Source organism: Aeromonas sp. 604282 (assembly GCF_049170575.1).
Classification (GTDB): Bacteria; Pseudomonadota; Gammaproteobacteria; order Enterobacterales; family Aeromonadaceae; genus Aeromonas; species Aeromonas veronii_A.
In genome coordinates this window covers 119,261-135,991 of record NZ_JAAKMV010000001.1, presented here as the reverse complement: position 1 = coordinate 135,991, position 16,731 = coordinate 119,261, and the positions used below count along the sequence as shown (strand labels likewise).

Here is a 16,731-nt window from a genome sequence, read left to right as displayed (position 1 = left end):
CTTAGCGACGCAACGGCCGTCTCGGCCAGAAGGGATCATAGAAGGGATCGTAGAAGTAGGGGTCCATATAGCGCACCTCCACCTCCTTGACTGGCGGCCACAGCTTGCTGCCCGTCACATTGAGCACCGAGAAGCGGTACTTGTGCTCGCCAATCTGGCTATCCACCGGTTTGCCTATGGTGCCAAGCACTGTCAGGCTGCGCCCCTTGGCGTAGAGAGTCGGATCGACAAAACCCTTCATGATGGCCAGAAAACGGCCCGGGCTCTGCTCGGTCTGCTCCGGCACACCGTTGGACTTGAGCGGCAGATAGACCACTTCAATAACGCTCTGATCTGCCTTGTTGTGCACCGCCGAGATAACGCCGCTCCAGCGGGCCGGTTTGCCCTCCATCCCGCCAAGGGCGGGCTGATAGGCCACCAGCTGGTTTTCTGGCTCATAGGCCAGCTCCTTGGGAACCGAGCTACAGGCCCCAAGCAGCAGGGCTAGCGCCCCGACCACCATCCCGCGTTTCATCATATCGCTTCTGTTATTACGCATCATGTCACTCTCCTGTTGCCAGCGTGGCCCGTCGGGCCATCCGCTTGTGTTGCAGCTGATGAGCGGCAAGAGCGACATGACGTCAGCGCTCCTGCCCTTATTCGCGACCCGGCAGTTTTTTCCAGGTCACCTTGTCACGCAAATAGACCGGCGTCGCCTGCTCCACAGGCACCGCCTCCCCCGCCAGCCAGGCGGCGCGTGCCAGCGGCAGCATGTCCTCTGCCGCCGGGAAACGCACCTGGCTCACCGCCAGCTCATCAGCCAAACCACTCAGGGTCTCGCCATAGGTTTCAAAGCCGGTGCCGACGCAGGTCACAGGGCCCGCCAGCTTGCCACGGACGTCAACCAGTGCCGCGGGCTCGCTCACCACCTCGTCCCCCACCAGCTGCATGCGGCCATCAATGAGCTCATAGCGGCCGAAATAGACCTCGTTCATCCGAGCATCGATGGCGGTCAGCACCTGCTGGGCGCCATCCAGTCGATAGGCGCCTTGCGCCATGGCGGCCAGAGTCGAGATGCCAATCAGAGGCACACCCGCACCAAACGCCAGACCTTGCGCCACACTGATGCCGATCCGAACCCCGGTAAAGGAGCCCGGGCCGCGGCCGAACGCGATGGCATCGAGGTCACTCAAACTTATCCCGGCATCCTCTAACACAGCCTGAACCATGGGCAGGATTTTTCGGGTGTGATCCCGTGGCGCCTCCTCCCAGCGGGAGAACAGCTTGTCACCCACCAGCAAGGCGGCGGAGCAGGCTTCGGTGGCGGTATCAACGGCCAGGATCTTCAACTCGTTCATGCTTTCCAATCTCTATAAAATCAGTCAATTACATAACCGGCAAGCGAGATATGCTCACCCGTTGTTCAAATCTGTTAGCTGGCGGCAAACTTATTCACCGCGATCGAAAAAGCTCCCCAGCGTCCCCAACTCCCGGGTGCGAGGAATGGCGGGCAGACTCTTGATAAAGGTGGCGCCGTAAGGTTTGTTGACCATCCGTGGATCACAGATCACCAGCACCCCGTGATCACTGCGATCACGAATAAGCCGCCCCACCCCCTGTTTGAGGGCGATCACCGCCTTGGGCAACTGCAGCTCAGCGAAGGGATCCCCCCCCTTGAGCTTGCAATCATCCACCCGCGCCTTGAGCAGCGGATCATCGGGGCTGGCAAACGGCAGCTTGTCGATGATAACACACGACAACGCCGCCCCTCGCACGTCGATCCCCTCCCAGAAACTGCTGGTCGCCACCAGCACGGCACGGCCATTCTCGACAAACTCCTTGAGCAACCGTTGCTTGTTGTCCTCCCCCTGCAACAAGACGGTGCGGCCAATCTCCCGGCGCAGCACCTCAGCCACCTGACGCATCACCTGATGGCTGGTGCAGAGGAAGAAACAGCCCCCCGGCGTCTTGTTTATGAGCGGGATCATCAGATTGGCCAGCTGCTCGCCACGGCCAAAGGCGTTGGGCTCCGGCAGATAACGGGGCACACAGAGCCGCGCCTGCTCGCCATAGTCGAACGGACTGTCGAGGATCAGCTCGGCGCTGCCCGCCAGCCCTAGCTCGGCCTTGAAGTGATCAAAGCGCATATCCACCGTCAGGGTGGCGGAGGTGAAGACCCAGGCCACTTCCGGTCTTTGCACCTCGGCACTGAATCGCTCGGCCACCGATAGCGGCGTCAGATTGAGGGTGAAATGAAGCCGTGAGCAGTCGTACCAGTAGGAGAAACCGGTCTGGTTGACCGCCAGCACTTCACCCAGGCGGGTGCGCAGTTCACTGATACGCTCGAAGACGTGATCCAGCTGCTCGCCACGGCCGAGAGCCAGTTTCAGCACTTCGTAGCAAAGCCCGATGGCATCGCTGAGACGAGCCAAGGCCTGCCCCCAGAGCGGCTGGCGCAACATGTCGCGGGTATTGCCGCGACCGCCATCCACCCCGAAGGCCAGACGCAGATCCTGACTGGCGATAGCGAGCCGGTCCGCCGCCTTGCCGAGCTGGGCCATGTCATGCGCCTCTGCCCGATAGGCCAGCTGGATATCCTGCGCCAGATCCTGAATGGTTCGGCTACCCACCGACTTGCCGAAGTAGTTGGTGGCGATCTCCGGCAACTGATGGGCTTCATCAAACACATAGACTTGTGCTTCCGGCACCAACTCGCCAAATCCGGTGTCTTTCACCGCCATATCGGCGAAGAAGAGGTGATGGTTGATCACCACCACTTGGGCATCCATGGCACGGCGTCGAGCCACCACCAGATGGCAGTCGTCGTAATAGGGGCAGTCTCGACCGAGGCAGTTGTCGTTGGTGCTGGTGACGTGGGCGAGGATCTCGGCGTTCTCCTGCAATCCCGGAATATCCCCCACATCGCCGTTATCGGTAGCAGTGGACCAGGATTTGACCTTCACCAGATCGTTCAGGATTTCAGGCTTTTGCAGATGAGATTCGCTCAAGAGCCGGTTCATCCGCTCGATGCAGAGATAGTTGCTGCGCCCCTTGAGCAGGGCCACCGGCGGGGTGTAGGAGAGCGCCCCTGTGATGGTCGGGAGATCCCGATAGAAGAGCTGCTCCTGCAGGTTCTTGGAGCCGGTGCTGATCACCACCCGCTTGCCGGACTCCAGCGCTGGCACCAGATAGGCGTAGGTCTTGCCGGTACCGGTCCCCGCCTCCACCAGCAGACGGCCACCACTTTTGATGGCGCGCGCGACCGCTTCGGCCATCTCCAGTTGGGGAGCGCGGGCTTTGAAACCGTCGATATGGCTGGCCAGAGGGCCATCTGGCTTGAACAGGGTCTGGATGGTCAAAAGGGCGTCCCGCAGCAAAAGCGGCCATTATGCCAAAAGCGCGGCAAAAGCGGGACAGATAATCTGCCTAGACGAACAGATCGATCTGATGCTCGGGGTCCGGCTTGTGATCACCTTCCTCCGCCTTGGGCTGATCACGCTTGGCTGGCGTGCTATACGCCTGCTGGCGCTGCTGGGAGTCACTGTTGTCAGTGCTGGTCTTGCGCAGCTGGTGCTTTTTGCTGATCTGGTTCACTTCCCGCTTGATCTCTTCGCTGCCGGGCGCAGCGGGCGCCCGGGGCAAAATGGGGAACAACAGGTCCTGGCTGGGCATGATGGCGACTCCTGCAGGGGTTATTGTCTAGTTATCGACCAGAAAACCGTTTTCGCCACTTTAATCGATCAAATCACAATTTCGGGTTGCATTTTCTGTCAAGGCAGGTAGTTTAAATCAGGCGTCAATTACGACATCTTATTTTGTAAAGGATTGATTACATGAAGTTCACCACCCTGAAGACTCATCACCACCATCATCATCCCGACTAGTCTTTCAGGAGGTTGACTGCTGGAGGACACTTAACTGGTGACTTCCAAAAGGACCGCAAGATTCATAAACCCTCGGAAGCACCCACTTCCGAGGGTTTTTTCGTTTTTGACTAGAAGGAAATCGAGCAATGGAAACACAACGTCTACGTATCGCCATGCAAAAGTCCGGTCGTCTGAGCCAGGACTCCCAAGCCCTGTTCAAGAGCTGTGGCCTCAAGATCAACCTGCGCGAGCAGCGCCTTATCGCCCATGTCGAGAACATGCCCATCGATATCCTGCGGGTGCGTGATGACGACATCCCGGGGCTGGTAATGGAAGGGGTGGTTGACCTTGGCATCATCGGCGAGAACGTGCTGGAAGAGGTGCAGCTTATTCGCGCCTCACAGGGACTGCCTTTCGAGGTCAAAACCCTCAAGCAGCTGGACTTTGGTGGCTGCCGCCTCTCGCTGGCGGTGCCGGAAGATGTGAACTATACAGGGCCAGCTAGCCTTGCCGGCAAACGCATCGCGACCTCCTATCCCGGGCTGCTCAAGCGCTTCTTTGACGAAAAAGGGCTCAATTTCAAGAGCGTGATGCTGGGCGGTTCGGTGGAAGTGGCGCCCCGCGCGGGTCTCGCCGATGCCATCTGCGATCTGGTCTCCACCGGTGCAACCCTGGAAGCCAATGGCCTCAAAGAAGTAGAGGTGATCTACCGCTCCAAAGCGGTACTGGTACAGTCCCCCAACCCCTTGTCCGATGCCAAGCAGCAACTCATCGACAAACTGCTGCCCCGTATTCAGGGGATGCAGCAGGCGCGCGAGAGCAAATACATCATGCTGCACGCCCCCAAAGACAAGCTCGATGCCATCACCGATCTGCTGCCGGGTGCCGAGCGCCCCACCATCATGCAGCTGGCCGGTGACACCAATCAGGTGGCCCTGCACGTCGTCTCCAGCGAGACCCTGTTCTGGGAGACCATGGAGCAGCTCAAGGCTCTGGGTGCCAGCTCCATTCTGGTGCTGCCCATCGAAAAGATGATGGAATAAGGAAGGGAAATCATGCAGACCCTGATCTGGAAGACCCTCTCCCCCGCCCAGCAAGCCGATGTGCTGACCCGCCCTGCCCTCAATGACGAGGCCGATATCGGCCTCGTGGTACGGGACATCATCGCTGCAGTGCGTAGCCGTGGCGATGAGGCCCTGCGCGAGCTGAGCCAGCGCTTCGAGCGCGCCCCCCGTGAGCAGTTGCGCGTTAGCGAGGCAGAGATTGAAGCCGCCTGCGCGCGGCTGGATGACGACATCAAAAATGCCATCGAAGCGGCGATTGCCAATATTCGCACCTTCCACGCCGCCCAAGTGCAGCCTGTGGTACGGGTGGAAACCCAGCCCGGGGTGGTGTGCGAGCTGCGTACCCAGCCCATCAGCCGGGTCGGCCTCTATGTGCCGGGTGGCAGCGCGCCGCTCCCCTCCACCGTGATGATGCTGGCCATTCCAGCGGCGATCGCCGGTTGCCGTGAAGTGGTGCTCTGCACCCCGTCTCCGGCCAGCGACGAGATCCTGTTTACCGCCCGCGCCTGCGGCGTCGAGAAGGTGTTCGCCATCGGCGGCGCCCAGGCCATCGCCGCCATGGCTTACGGCACCGAGAGCATTCCCAAGGTGGACAAGATCTTCGGCCCGGGCAACACCTATGTGACCGAAGCCAAGGGGCAGGTATCCCGCGACTGGCGCGGCGCCGCCATCGATATGCCCGCCGGCCCCTCCGAGGTGCTGGTGATTGCCGACGAGAGCGCCAACCCCGCCTTCGTGGCGGCGGACCTGCTCTCCCAGGCCGAGCATGGCCCCGACAGTCAGGTGGTGCTGGTCACCACCTCGCCGCTGCTGGCCGATGCCATCGCAGGGGAGATCAAGAGCCAGCTGGCCAAGTTGAGCCGCCGCGATATCGCCGCCCAAGCGCTCGGCAGCAGTCTGGTGATCCTCTGTGACGATCTGGCCGAGGCGTGTGCCATCTCCAACGCCTACGCGCCGGAACACCTGATCGTGCAGACCCGCGCCCCCCGCGATCTGCTGGATAAACTCGAGAACGCCGGTTCCATCTTTCTGGGAGCATGGACACCGGAATCGGTCGGCGATTACGCCAGCGGCACCAACCACACTCTGCCTACCTATGGCTATGCCCGCACCTGCTCCAGCCTTGGCCTCGCCGATTATCAGCGCCGCTACACGGTGCAGGAGCTGAGCGCGCGCGGCATTCAGGGCCTTGGCCCCATCGTCGAGCGCATCGCAGAGGCCGAAGGGCTTGATGGCCACAAGAACGCCGTCACCCTCAGGTTGAACGCCCTGGCCGCCGCGCCCCAACCAACAGCACAGCAGAAGGATTTGTCATGAGCATTGCCAATCTGGCGCGCCGCGTGGTGCGGGCCCTCACCCCTTATCAATCCGCTCGCCGCATCGGCGGCAAGGGCCACGTCTGGCTCAACGCCAACGAGGCGCCACAGGCCTATCCCTTCACCATCGAGGGAAGCCGCCTCAACCGCTACCCCGAGTGCCAACCGGCCGAGGTGGTGAACGGCTATGCCGCCTACGCTGGAGTCAATCCCGATCAGGTGCTGGTGAGCCGTGGCGCCGACGAGGCCATCGAGCTGCTTATTCGCACCTTCTGCGAAGCGGGTGAAGATCAGATCCTCATCTGCCCGCCCACCTACGGCATGTACGCCATCAGCGCCGAGACCTGTGGCGTTGGCATCGTCGAACAGCCGCTGACCGCCAGCCGCCAGCCGGACTGGCCCGCCATCGCGGATCGCCTCTCCGATGTGAAACTGGTGTTTCTCTGCTCCCCCAACAACCCCACCGGGGATCTGGTGGGTCGCGACGGCCTTATCGCTCTGCTGGAAAAAGCCCGGGATCGCGCCATCGTGGTGGTGGACGAGGCCTATATCGAGTTCTGCCCCGAGGCATCCGTGGTAGACCTGCTGACCCGCTTCCCCAATCTGGTGGTGACCCGCACCCTCTCCAAGGCTTTTGCCCTGGCGGGGATCCGCTGCGGCTTTACGCTGGCAAGCCCAGAGGTGATCGCCATGCTGGCCAAGGTGATCGCCCCCTATCCCATCCCCGAGCCCATCGCCCAGATCGCGGCGCAGGCCCTCTCCCCCATGGGACTGGAGCTGATGCGCGAGCGAGTGGTAGAGCTTAACAAGCAAAAAGCCGCCTTCAAGGCAGAGCTGACAAAGCTTGCCTGCGTGAAGGAAGTATTCGAGGACAAGGGCAACTTCGTGCTGGTGCGCTTTGTGGATGGCGCCGCCGTCTTTGACGCCATGAAGGCCGCCGGCATCATACTGCGGGATTTCTCGACCAAACCCGGACTTGATAACAGCATTCGCGTCACCATCGGCTATCAGGGCGAGATGGATGCCGTGCTGGCGGTATTGCGTGACCTGCCCTCTCCCTCTTTTTAAGACAAGGATGTAGCGATGAAGACCCCGTTTTTGTTTATCGACCGCGACGGCACCCTGATTGAAGAGCCGGTGACCGACAAGCAGGTGGATAGCCTCGCCAAGCTGCGCTTCGAGCCCATGGTCATTCCGGTGCTGCGCGAGTTGCAGGCCGCCGGCTACGTGCTGGTGATGGTGACCAACCAGGACGGGCTGGGCACCGCCAGCCTGCCGCTGGAGAACTTCCAGCCCCCCCACGATCTGATGATGCATCTGTTTGAATCGCAAGGGTTGAAGTGGGAGCAGGTGCTGATCTGCCCGCACTTCCCCACCGACGGCTGCAGCTGCCGCAAGCCCCACCTCGGGCTGGTGAAGGAGTACCTCGCCTCCGGTCGCATCGACTTTGCCAACTCCTTCGTGATTGGCGATCGCCAGACCGATCTGCAGCTTGCCGAGAATATGGGCATTGGCGGTATTCGCTACCACCCGCAAGATCACGACTGGCTCGCCATCCGTGATCAGCTGCTCTCCAAGGGCCGCGTAGCCTCGGTTGAGCGCAACACCAAGGAGACCCGCATTCAGGTAGCAGTTGACTTGGATAAGAGCGGCGGCAACCAGATCGCCACCGGTATCGGCTTCTTTGATCACATGCTGGATCAGATAGCGACCCACGCCGGTTTCCAGCTCAAGCTGAACGTGAGCGGCGATCTGCACATCGACGATCACCACACGGTAGAAGATGTAGGGCTGGCGCTGGGTCAGGCGCTGCGTCAGGCCCTTGGCAACAAGCGCGGCATCGGCCGCTTCGGCTTTGTGCTGGCGATGGACGAGGTGCAGGCGGTGATCGATGGCCGCCCGCGTGCGGATGAAGAGACCCCGCTGACAGAGCAGGAGGTGAGCACAGCGCTGGATTTGAGCGGTCGTCCCTACTTCGTGTTTGACTGCCCAAGCGGCTTTGGTCGCGACAACGTGGGCGAGATGGCCACCGAGATGGTGCCCCACTTCTTCCGCTCTTTGTCGGACGCCATGGCCATCACCTTGCAGATGAAGGTGGGCAGCGGCAACACCCACCATCAGGTGGAAGCGCTGTTCAAAGGCTTTGGCCGCGCCCTGCGTCAGGCCATTCGGGTGGAAGGGAGCGAGCTCCCCTCCAGCAAAGGAGTGCTGTGATGGATGTGAGCAAGCAGAAGCTGGTCATTATCGATACCGGCTGTGCAAATCTGGCCTCGGTCAGAATGGCGTTCGAACGCCTCGGCGTGCAGCCGCTGGTCTCCAGCCTGGCAGCCGATATCGAGCAGGCCGACAAGCTGATCCTGCCCGGTGTCGGCACCGCGGTGGCCGCCATGAAAAACCTCAACGAGCGCGGGCTGGTGCCCCTTATTCGCGCCGCCAAACAGCCGCTGCTGGGCTTTTGCCTCGGCATGCAGATGCTGGCAGAGGCCTCCGAAGAGAGCATGGGTACGGATGACTCGTCAGAGCGGCTTATCGACTGCCTTGGCATAGTGCCGGGCAAGATCCGGCTGATGGAGGTGGGTAATCTGCGCCTGCCCCATATGGGTTGGAACCAGATTGAGCATGACGAGACCCATCCTCTGCTCAAGGGGATCCCGAGCGGCAGCTACTTCTACTTCGTGCACTCCTATGCGCTAGAGGTGACCGAGGCGACGCTGGCGACCTGCGACTACGGCAAGCCGTTTACCGCCATCGTCGGTGGGGTTGCAGAGCACAGCAACTTCTTCGGTGCCCAATTCCACCCGGAGCGCTCAGGCGCAGCCGGTGCCCGTTTGCTGCAAAATTTTCTGGAGCTGTGACTAGCATGATCATTCCCGCAATTGACCTTATCAACGGTCAGGTAGTTCGCCTCTATCAGGGGGATTACGAGCAGAAGACCGAATACAGCAGCAGCCCGCAGGCCCGCTTCGATGAATATGTCTCTCAGGGAGCGGTGCAGCTCCATCTGGTGGATCTGGACGGTGCCAAGGATGCCAAGGCACGCCAGTTGCCCCTGCTGACCCAACTGCTGTCGGCCACCGAAGCGCCGGTTCAAGTCGGCGGCGGCGTTCGCACGGAGCAGGATGTGGCAGATCTGCTGGCCGCCGGTGCCAGCCGGGTGGTGATTGGCTCCACCGCCGTCAAATCCCCGGATCTGGTAGCGAGCTGGATGGAGAAATATGGCCCCGAGCAGATCGTGCTGGCGCTGGACGTCAACATCGATGAGCAGGGCAATCGCCATATCGCGGTGGCAGGCTGGCAGGAGAACAGCGGTGTGACCATTGAAGCGCTGATCGAGCGTTTCCTCCCCGCCGGGCTCAAGCATGTGCTCTGTACCGACATCAGCCGTGACGGCACCCTGGCTGGCACCAACGTCGAGCTCTATCGGGATCTCTGCGCCCGCTACCCGAGCGTCGCCTTTCAGGCCTCCGGCGGCATTGGCGGCATCACGGATATCGAGGCGCTCAAGGGCTCCGGCGTCAAGGGGATCATCCTTGGCCGCGCCCTGCTGGAGGGCAAGTTCTCGGTGGGTGACGCCATCGCCTGCTGGCAAGCCCCCGCGGCCGTTACCACAGGAGGCAACTGATGCTGGCAAGACGCATTATCCCCTGCCTCGACGTGAAAGATGGCGTGGTGGTCAAGGGGGTGCAGTTTCGCAACCACGAGGTGATGGGCGGCATTGTCGAACTGGCACGCCGCTACGCCGAAGAGGGCGCTGACGAGCTGGTGTTCTATGACATCACCGCCTCCAGCGATGCCCGGGTGGTAGACAAGAGCTGGGTGAGCCGGGTGGCGGAGGTGATCGATATCCCCTTCTGCGTCGCCGGTGGCATCAAAAGCGTGGAGGATGCCCGCCAGATCCTCGAATTTGGCGCCGACAAGGTCTCCATCAACTCTCCGGCGCTGGCCGATCCGACTCTGATCAGCCGACTGGCCGAGCGCTTTGGCGTGCAGTGCGTGGTGGTGGGCATTGACTCCTACTTCGACGCCGCGACGGGCCACTATCAGGTCAAACAGTTTACCGGTGACGAGAGTCGCACCCGCACCACCGCCTGGCACACACTCGACTGGGTGCAGGAGGTGCAAAAGCGCGGCGCGGGCGAAATCGTGCTGAACGTGATGAATCAGGACGGCATGCGTCAGGGTTATGATCTCGACCAGCTCAAGCTGGTGCGCAGCGTCTGCAAGGTGCCGCTGATCGCCTCCGGCGGCGCCGGTGCCATGACGCACTTTCGCGATGCCTTTACCCTCGCCGATGTGGATGGGGCGCTGGCCGCATCTGTGTTCCACAAGGGCCTTATCCCCATTCCCGAATTGAAACGCTGGCTGAAAACCGAAGGAGTCGCCATCCGTGAATAACTTCTCTGAAAATGCACAAACAACCGCCAACTCGCGCCCCCTCGCCGAGCAGCTCGATTGGGAAAAGTGTGACGGCATGATACCCGCCATCGTCCAGCACGCCGCCAGCGGCGAGGTGCTGATGCAGGGCTTTATGACCCGTGAAGCGCTGGAAAAGACCCAGACTACCGGTCAGGTCACCTTCTTTAGCCGCAGCAAACAGCGGCTCTGGACCAAGGGTGAAAGCTCGGGCAATGTGCTCCAACTCGTGGCTATCAGCACCGACTGCGATCAGGATTCTCTGCTGATCGCCGCCAACCCCGTCGGCCCCACCTGCCACAAGGGCACAACCTCCTGCTTTAACGGCCACCCAGTGCCACCCCTCGGTTTTCTGGCAGAGCTGGAGCAGGTGCTGGCCGCCCGCAAAGGGGCCGATCCGGCCACCAGCTATACCGCCAGCCTCTACGGCAAAGGGACCAAGCGTATCGCCCAGAAGGTCGGTGAGGAAGGTGTCGAAGTGGCACTGGCCGCCATGGCCAAGGATCGGGAGGAGCTCATCAACGAATCCGCCGATCTGCTCTACCACCTGACCGTACTGCTGCAAAATGAAGGGCTGGGATTACAGGATGTCGTTCAGCGGCTTTATGAGCGGCATCAAAAATAATATTCATGTTTAGAAATGGGCTTATGCCCATTTCTATTTTAAATTGCATGCTAGCTCAACAAGATCTTGATAATCATTAATGTTGACATTTTGATTTGCCAAATAATATGCCAGTAGCGCTTCTTCATGTCTAGCCTCGGAAAACGAATCTATTGAATATTTACCCAATACTCCCCCTATCGAAATGGCTTCCTTTGCGGCAACTAATTGAGCTTTGTTTTTGATGGAGAAAAAGAAACAACCTATGTATTTTGATATACATACTTCAGCTTTTAAAAGCTCTGAGCTATTGTTCTCCCAAGGCAAATAAAAACCTAATTCTTTATTAGATTTAAATCGCTCGTAGAACCCAATATTGGAGACTGATTTTTTACTATCATTTCTAAGTGATAATTCTAAACTAACTATTTGTCTATATAGCTCAGGCTCACGTTCTTTGGCTAAAAGAAGTATGGAGAAAATTACTAAATCAAAACCATCACTAAAGTTTGATATTGCAGCCTTTACTTTGTCTATGTATTGTTCAATATCTCTAAGCTGAAGACTAAAGGCATCTGCGAGCACAGATAGCAACAATGAAAATTCGCCTATTGTTTTAAATCTTGGAAAAAGGTACTCAAATAATGCATCATCATGATTCATGTAGCTTTCAATAAATGACGCTTTTGATATTTCCTTTAAGGCAAATTGCCGCCTGAAAAAACGTCTTAGATAAGCAGATGCATGAAATCCTTCACCATAAATGACCTTGATAGAATGCTGTAACTGCTCGGTATCCGTGGCCAGTACAAATACCACTTCGGGAATATCGAAAATATGCTTGATGGTCTCAAGCATCTCTACTGCATAAGAGGGGAGGCAACGATCCAGCTCATCAATCAAAATAAAGGCGGGATAGTCCAGTTCTCCTTCACTTAAACCAACAGCTCCCTCAACCCATTGCCGTATCTCTTGTTTAAGATACTGGATAGATTCATAACGCTCTTTCTGATTGCTACACAAAGCATCGACCAGCTGATTGGCCTCCTCACCTTCCAGAGAGAAATCATCTTCTTCCAATCCAGCCTTCTTGATTGCCGCTTTCAGCGCCAGTTTGCCGCCGACCTTAAATAATCCAAGCAGCCGCTGACGCATTCCTTCTGGAATCGGGTTTTCTTTTCCCGCAATCATTTTTAACTGGTCGATAATCGACGAAATTACCGTCAATAAAGGATCATCGGAAAAGTCCTGCTGCCAGGCATCGATATAGACGGTGGGATAGTGCGCTTTCAGCTCCATATACCAGCGCTTGATAAACCAGGTTTTACCCGCCCCCCATTCGGCATTGAGGTTAAGCACATAGTTGCGCTGCTTGCCTTCGGCGGCCAAGTAGTTGGTCAGAAATTCGGCATAGCGGGCACGATCAAGCCGATCGGCACTCAAGATCTCTTCGCTACCCGCAATGGCCCCCGGCCCGTCCCACTGAACTGCGTCATCCCAATTAAACGGTGCCACTGCCATCTCGTATCTCTCCATATTGCGTTGCTGAGGATGATATCAGGGGCATAGTGAAAATAGTTTGATTAAAGACCTGTTTGTTGCCCTTTCTACCGCTCGGAGTGGCGCATTTGATTGCCGGGTAATTTCTCTGCTGCTGGCCCACGATGCCGGGCCGATATGAGTGGGACGGTTATCTGAATAGCAACGGACTCAGTTGATTTCCTTTGACCACACCAACGATGACAATCGTGTGACATGGCGCAGAACCTGCGGAAATAAACGCGAAATATGGCCTGTGAAGTGCTTAATTTAAACAGTTGGTACATATATTAGCGCTGTATACAACGACGCCCTTAACCAAGGATGGTTAACTCCATGAAGGATGAACCCTTCTCTGTCCAGTTACAGCATGAGCTGGATCACCTCAAAGCCATCTTCAACGAGACGGACGCCTACATGTTCACCAAGGATCTGGCGGGCCGTTACACCTATGCCAATCAGGCGGTGCTGGATCTCTTTGGCTGCACCCTCGCCGAGTTGCAGGGACAGGATGATCGGGCTTTTTTTGATCTCGAATTCTCGGATGCGATTCAGCGCAACGATCAACTGGTACTGGAGCAGCAGCTTGCCCTCGCCCAAGAGGAGGTCAACTACCTCAAAACCACCGGGGAAAAGCGCTACTACTGGACTGTCAAAAAGCCCATGTATGACAGGGATGGCAACCTGATCGGCCTATGCGGCATCTCCACCGATATCACCGAACACAAGCTGATCGAGGCGCGGCTGGCGGAGCAGCATCAGCTGCTGGAAATCATCCTCGCCAACGTGGATGCCCATATCTATATGAAGGACAGCCTGCACCGCTTTCTCTACGTCAACCAAAAGGTCGCCGATCTGCTGGGCCTTCCTGCCGAGCAGATCATCAATCGGCGCGATGATGAGGTGATCCCGGCTGCCAGCGCCTGCCAGCTGTGGCGACTGGACAACCGGGTATTCGAAACCGGCGAGCTGCAAGCCGGGGAAGAGATGCTGACCGATCCCGAAGGAAATCAGCACTACTACTGGTCGGTCAAGGTGCCCTTTCTGCTGGGGGATGGCACCCCCACCCTGATCGGTATATCCTCCGACATTACCGAACTGCACCAGCTCAAGGAGCAGCTGCACCAACAGTCGGTGCGCGATGGCCTCACCGGTCTCTACAACCGCCGTTTCTTTTTCGAGATGTGCGAGAAGAACCTCAGTCTGGACATGCGCCACCACCTCACCTCGGTGCTGATGGTGCTGGATGTGGATCAGTTCAAGTGCATCAACGATCGCTTCGGCCATCCCCTGGGGGACAGGGCGCTGGTTCATCTGGGCAGGGTGATGCAATCGGTGCTGCGCAGCGAAGATGTGCTGGCTCGTATCGGCGGCGACGAATTCGCCATTTTACTGCCCAACACCTCCCTCCAGGCCGCCGCATCACTGGCCGAACGGCTGCGCCTGCAGGTGATGCAAAGCACGCTGCCCCTGCCCGATGGGGATGAGCTGGTCATCACCATCAGTGCCGGACTGGTGGAAAATGGCGAGGGGGAGCTGATGGAGAGCCTCTACGCCCGCGCTGATCAGATGCTCTATCAGGCCAAACAGACCGGCCGCAACTGCGTCGCGTGCAAGGTGCGATAGCTGGCTGACCAGTCAGGCTCTCCCACCGCCTTTGTTTGCACTTATCCCATATTGCACACGCTGCTTTCACTCACGCCCGATTAGCGCCTAGCCCAGCTGTTTGCGCAGCACAAACTTTTGCACCTTGCCGGTGGAGGTCTTCGGCAACGGGGTGAAGATGATGCGCTTGGGCGCCTTGAAGTGGGCCATCTGCTCGCGACAAAAGGCGATCAGCTCCGCCTGGGTGGTCTCTCGCCCCTCTTTCAATTTCACGAAGGCGCAGGGCACCTCCCCCCACTTCTCATCGGGCATGGCGATCACTGCCGCTTCGTCCACATCGGGATGGCGATAGAGCACATCTTCCACCTCCAGACTGGAGATGTTCTCCCCGCCGGAGATGATGATGTCCTTGGATCTGTCCTTGATCTCCACATAACCGTCCGGGTGCCACACCGCCAGATCGCCACTGCGAAACCACCCCTCGGCCATCGCCTCGGCGCTGGCAGAAGGGTTCTTGAGATACCCCTTCATCACTACATTACCGCGCAGCACGATTTCGCCCATGGTTTTGCCATCTTTGGCCACCGGCTCGCCGCTGACCGGGTTGATGACCCGCATCTCCCCCTGCAGGGGTGACGCGACACCCTGCCGTGCCTTTAGGCGCGACAGCGTGGTGGCATCCTGCCCTTGCCAGCTCTGCTGCGGTTCGCACAACACGCAGGGGCCATAGGTTTCGGTGAGGCCGTAAACGTGGGTCACGTTTATCCCCATCACCTCCATGCCAGCGATCACGGTGGCGGGCGGCGCAGCGCCAGCGGTCATCACCTTGATGGGGTGATCCAGCCCGCGCTTGAGGGCCGGATCGGCGTTGTTGAGCATGTTGAGTACGATGGGCGCTGCGCAAAAATGGCTCACCTTGTGCTCATGCAGCGCCTCATAAATGGCGGACGCCTGCACATGACGCAGACAGACGCTCACCCCGGCGGTGGCAGCCAGCGTCCAGGGGAAACACCAGCCGTTGCAGTGAAACATCGGCAAGGTCCAGAGATAGACGGTGTGTTTGGGTAGCTCCCAGGAGAGCACATTGTTGATGGCGTTGAGGTGGGCGCCACGATGGTGATAGACCACCCCCTTGGGATTGCCGGTAGTGCCGGAGGTGTAGTTAAGGGAGATGGCCTGCCACTCATCTTGCGGCAACCAGCCAGGCTCATCCCTATTCCCCTCTGCAAGAAACGCCTCATAGTCGAGCTCACTGATCAGCGCCCCCTCCCGGTAGAGGAGATCGTCGATGGCGATGACCAGCGGTTGGTTCTCCAGCAGATCCAATGCCTTGCGCACCACAGGGCCAAACTCCCTGTCCACCAGCACCACCTTGCTCTGGGCATGCTGGAAGATAAAGGCCATCGACTCGGCATCGAGCCGGGTATTGATGGTGTTGAGCACGGCGCCGCTCATCGGCACCCCGAAGTGAGCCTCAAACATCGCCGGGATATTGGGCGCGACGATGGAGACGGTATCCCCCTCCCCGATACCGTGAAGCCGCAGGGCCGAGGCCAGCTGGCGGCAACGGCGGGCTGTCTGAGCCCAGCTCTGGCGCAGCGGGCCGTGGATCAGCGCCGGATAGTCGGGGTAGACCCGCTCAGCCCGTCCCAGAAAGCTGATGGGGGTCAGCGCCTCGTAATTGGCGGGATTTTTTTCCAGATCGCGCTGATAGATGTTCTGCTCTGTCATCGGGTTCCTTCCTCACAAGTGGCACAAAACGGGCAGTTTCGGGATGATTCAGAGATCAGCAAGCGACATGGGCATCCTTCCCGTCACTGGTCTCTTATGGGGATGACAGCCTAACAGTGAGCCTGTGGCGGCAGGTATTAGCAAAACGTCTTAGACAGGGACAGCCTGCTGCCAACAGGGGTCCCCTGTTTTCGTTTCAAAAAATATTTTGTTACGGAAAAGCGTGCCATTTTTTTCACAGGCTGTTTTTGGCGAATAACGAAAAATGACGATAGTGGAATATTATCCCGCCAAAGCTGCTCTATATGTCATTCCATTCATTTCGGTGCGCACTATTTTCATGTCTTTTATTAAAGACAAGCCACGTTAAGCGAAAACTGAAATAGTTATTGCATAATAACTTTTATTTCATATCAGCTGTTAAATCCATGACAAATAAATTCTGTGAGCCATCCCATAAAGCGAGCATGGCGCCATGTTCATCCAGCCACGCACGGGTTACGGTTACAACGTGAAACAATCTACCGGATGTTCAATATCAGGCCAGATTTCTCGCCAATCACTACGCAATCCACAGTGGGTTTGCGTACCTTAGATGTATGACGCAGAAACCC

At 58.4% G+C, this 16,731-nt stretch carries 15 protein-coding genes and 1 other annotated feature; of the genes, 9 read left to right on the top strand and 6 right to left on the bottom strand.

The window, feature by feature from the left end:
* Window position 1: 1 nt before the first annotated feature.
* The 4 genes from G5367_RS00625 to G5367_RS00610 all read right to left on the bottom strand — a co-directional run bounded on the left by G5367_RS00625 (window position 2) and on the right by G5367_RS00610 (window position 3,651).
* Entirely contained in the window at window positions 2-517 is a 516-nt protein-coding gene (locus tag G5367_RS00625) for a Slp family lipoprotein (RefSeq protein ID WP_041202708.1), read from the bottom strand.
* Window positions 518-635: 118 nt separating this feature from the next.
* Window positions 636-1,337, bottom strand: coding sequence for a tRNA (adenosine(37)-N6)-threonylcarbamoyltransferase complex dimerization subunit type 1 TsaB (tsaB, locus tag G5367_RS00620; RefSeq protein ID WP_180349466.1), 702 nt, complete (start codon window positions 1,335-1,337; stop codon window positions 636-638).
* Window positions 1,338-1,427: 90 nt separating this feature from the next.
* Window positions 1,428-3,338: an ATP-dependent DNA helicase gene (locus tag G5367_RS00615; RefSeq protein ID WP_421293784.1), complete on the bottom strand. Its 1,911-nt coding sequence runs from the start codon at window positions 3,336-3,338 to the stop codon at window positions 1,428-1,430.
* Window positions 3,339-3,405: 67 nt separating this feature from the next.
* Window positions 3,406-3,651 carry a hypothetical protein gene (locus G5367_RS00610; RefSeq protein WP_005336755.1) on the bottom strand — a complete coding sequence of 82 codons (246 nt, stop codon included), beginning with the start codon at window positions 3,649-3,651 and terminating at the stop codon, window positions 3,406-3,408.
* Window positions 3,652-3,838: 187 nt separating this feature from the next.
* Window positions 3,839-3,963, top strand: a sequence feature (His leader region).
* A gap of 28 nt (window positions 3,964-3,991) precedes the next feature.
* Here G5367_RS00610 and hisG point away from each other — a divergent pair.
* The 8 genes from hisG to hisIE are packed head-to-tail and all read left to right on the top strand — an operon-like array spanning window position 3,992 to window position 11,263.
* Window positions 3,992-4,888 carry an ATP phosphoribosyltransferase gene (gene hisG, locus G5367_RS00605; RefSeq protein WP_421243553.1) on the top strand — a complete coding sequence of 299 codons (897 nt, stop codon included), beginning with the start codon at window positions 3,992-3,994 and terminating at the stop codon, window positions 4,886-4,888.
* Window positions 4,889-4,900: 12 nt separating this feature from the next.
* Window positions 4,901-6,226, top strand: coding sequence for a histidinol dehydrogenase (gene hisD / locus G5367_RS00600; protein WP_421243552.1), 1,326 nt, complete (start codon window positions 4,901-4,903; stop codon window positions 6,224-6,226).
* Window positions 6,223-7,293 (top strand): histidinol-phosphate transaminase, encoded by a 1,071-nt coding sequence (gene hisC / locus G5367_RS00595; RefSeq protein WP_337072262.1) that lies wholly within the window; start codon window positions 6,223-6,225, stop codon window positions 7,291-7,293. The genes hisD and hisC overlap by 4 nt, the downstream gene beginning before the upstream one ends.
* A gap of 15 nt (window positions 7,294-7,308) precedes the next feature.
* The gene (hisB, locus tag G5367_RS00590) at window positions 7,309-8,439 is read left to right on the top strand and encodes a bifunctional histidinol-phosphatase/imidazoleglycerol-phosphate dehydratase HisB (RefSeq protein ID WP_421243551.1); all 1,131 of its coding nucleotides are present in this window, start codon (window positions 7,309-7,311) and stop codon (window positions 8,437-8,439) included.
* Window positions 8,439-9,080, top strand: coding sequence for an imidazole glycerol phosphate synthase subunit HisH (gene hisH, locus G5367_RS00585; protein WP_005345637.1), 642 nt, complete (start codon window positions 8,439-8,441; stop codon window positions 9,078-9,080). The genes hisB and hisH overlap by 1 nt, the downstream gene beginning before the upstream one ends.
* 5 nt (window positions 9,081-9,085) lie before the next feature.
* Window positions 9,086-9,847, top strand: a complete 762-nt coding sequence (gene hisA, locus G5367_RS00580) for a 1-(5-phosphoribosyl)-5-[(5-phosphoribosylamino)methylideneamino]imidazole-4-carboxamide isomerase (RefSeq protein WP_421243550.1) — start codon at window positions 9,086-9,088, stop codon at window positions 9,845-9,847.
* Window positions 9,847-10,620 (top strand): imidazole glycerol phosphate synthase subunit HisF, encoded by a 774-nt coding sequence (gene hisF / locus G5367_RS00575; protein WP_270818196.1) that lies wholly within the window; start codon window positions 9,847-9,849, stop codon window positions 10,618-10,620. The genes hisA and hisF overlap by 1 nt, the downstream gene beginning before the upstream one ends.
* A complete protein-coding gene (hisIE, locus tag G5367_RS00570; protein ID WP_421243549.1) occupies window positions 10,613-11,263 on the top strand; it encodes a bifunctional phosphoribosyl-AMP cyclohydrolase/phosphoribosyl-ATP diphosphatase HisIE in 651 nt (216 codons plus the stop codon). The genes hisF and hisIE overlap by 8 nt, the downstream gene beginning before the upstream one ends.
* Before the next feature lie 33 nt (window positions 11,264-11,296).
* On the opposite strand, the gene G5367_RS00565 is transcribed toward hisIE, so the two are convergent.
* The gene (locus tag G5367_RS00565) at window positions 11,297-12,763 is read right to left on the bottom strand and encodes a KAP family P-loop NTPase fold protein (RefSeq protein WP_421293783.1); all 1,467 of its coding nucleotides are present in this window, start codon (window positions 12,761-12,763) and stop codon (window positions 11,297-11,299) included.
* Window positions 12,764-13,117: 354 nt separating this feature from the next.
* Here G5367_RS00565 and G5367_RS00560 point away from each other — a divergent pair, with 354 nt between their 5' ends.
* Window positions 13,118-14,407, top strand: coding sequence for a sensor domain-containing diguanylate cyclase (locus G5367_RS00560; RefSeq protein WP_421243547.1), 1,290 nt, complete (start codon window positions 13,118-13,120; stop codon window positions 14,405-14,407).
* An 87-nt stretch (window positions 14,408-14,494) separates the two neighbouring features.
* Here the strand turns inward: G5367_RS00560 and G5367_RS00555 are convergent, their stop codons facing one another.
* Window positions 14,495-16,117 carry an acyl-CoA synthetase gene (locus G5367_RS00555; RefSeq protein ID WP_319920233.1) on the bottom strand — a complete coding sequence of 541 codons (1,623 nt, stop codon included), beginning with the start codon at window positions 16,115-16,117 and terminating at the stop codon, window positions 14,495-14,497.
* Between the last annotated feature and the right edge of the window lie 614 nt (window positions 16,118-16,731).

Excerpts from the sequence above, each read along its gene's own strand:
- G5367_RS00625 (WP_041202708.1), bottom strand. The coding sequence starts at position 517 with ATGATGAAACGCGGGATGGTGGTCGGGGCGCTAGCCCTGCTGCTTGGG.
- tsaB (WP_180349466.1), bottom strand. The coding sequence starts at position 1,337 with ATGAACGAGTTGAAGATCCTGGCCGTTGATACCGCCACCGAAGCCTGC.
- G5367_RS00610 (WP_005336755.1), bottom strand. The coding sequence starts at position 3,651 with ATGCCCAGCCAGGACCTGTTGTTCCCCATTTTGCCCCGGGCGCCCGCT.
- hisG (WP_421243553.1), top strand. The coding sequence starts at position 3,992 with ATGGAAACACAACGTCTACGTATCGCCATGCAAAAGTCCGGTCGTCTG.
- hisD (WP_421243552.1), top strand. The coding sequence starts at position 4,901 with ATGCAGACCCTGATCTGGAAGACCCTCTCCCCCGCCCAGCAAGCCGAT.
- hisC (WP_337072262.1), top strand. The coding sequence starts at position 6,223 with ATGAGCATTGCCAATCTGGCGCGCCGCGTGGTGCGGGCCCTCACCCCT.
- hisB (WP_421243551.1), top strand. The coding sequence starts at position 7,309 with ATGAAGACCCCGTTTTTGTTTATCGACCGCGACGGCACCCTGATTGAA.
- hisH (WP_005345637.1), top strand. The coding sequence starts at position 8,439 with ATGGATGTGAGCAAGCAGAAGCTGGTCATTATCGATACCGGCTGTGCA.
- hisA (WP_421243550.1), top strand. The coding sequence starts at position 9,086 with ATGATCATTCCCGCAATTGACCTTATCAACGGTCAGGTAGTTCGCCTC.
- hisF (WP_270818196.1), top strand. The coding sequence starts at position 9,847 with ATGCTGGCAAGACGCATTATCCCCTGCCTCGACGTGAAAGATGGCGTG.
- G5367_RS00565 (WP_421293783.1), bottom strand. The coding sequence starts at position 12,763 with ATGGCAGTGGCACCGTTTAATTGGGATGACGCAGTTCAGTGGGACGGG.
- G5367_RS00560 (WP_421243547.1), top strand. The coding sequence starts at position 13,118 with ATGAAGGATGAACCCTTCTCTGTCCAGTTACAGCATGAGCTGGATCAC.
- G5367_RS00555 (WP_319920233.1), bottom strand. The coding sequence starts at position 16,117 with ATGACAGAGCAGAACATCTATCAGCGCGATCTGGAAAAAAATCCCGCC.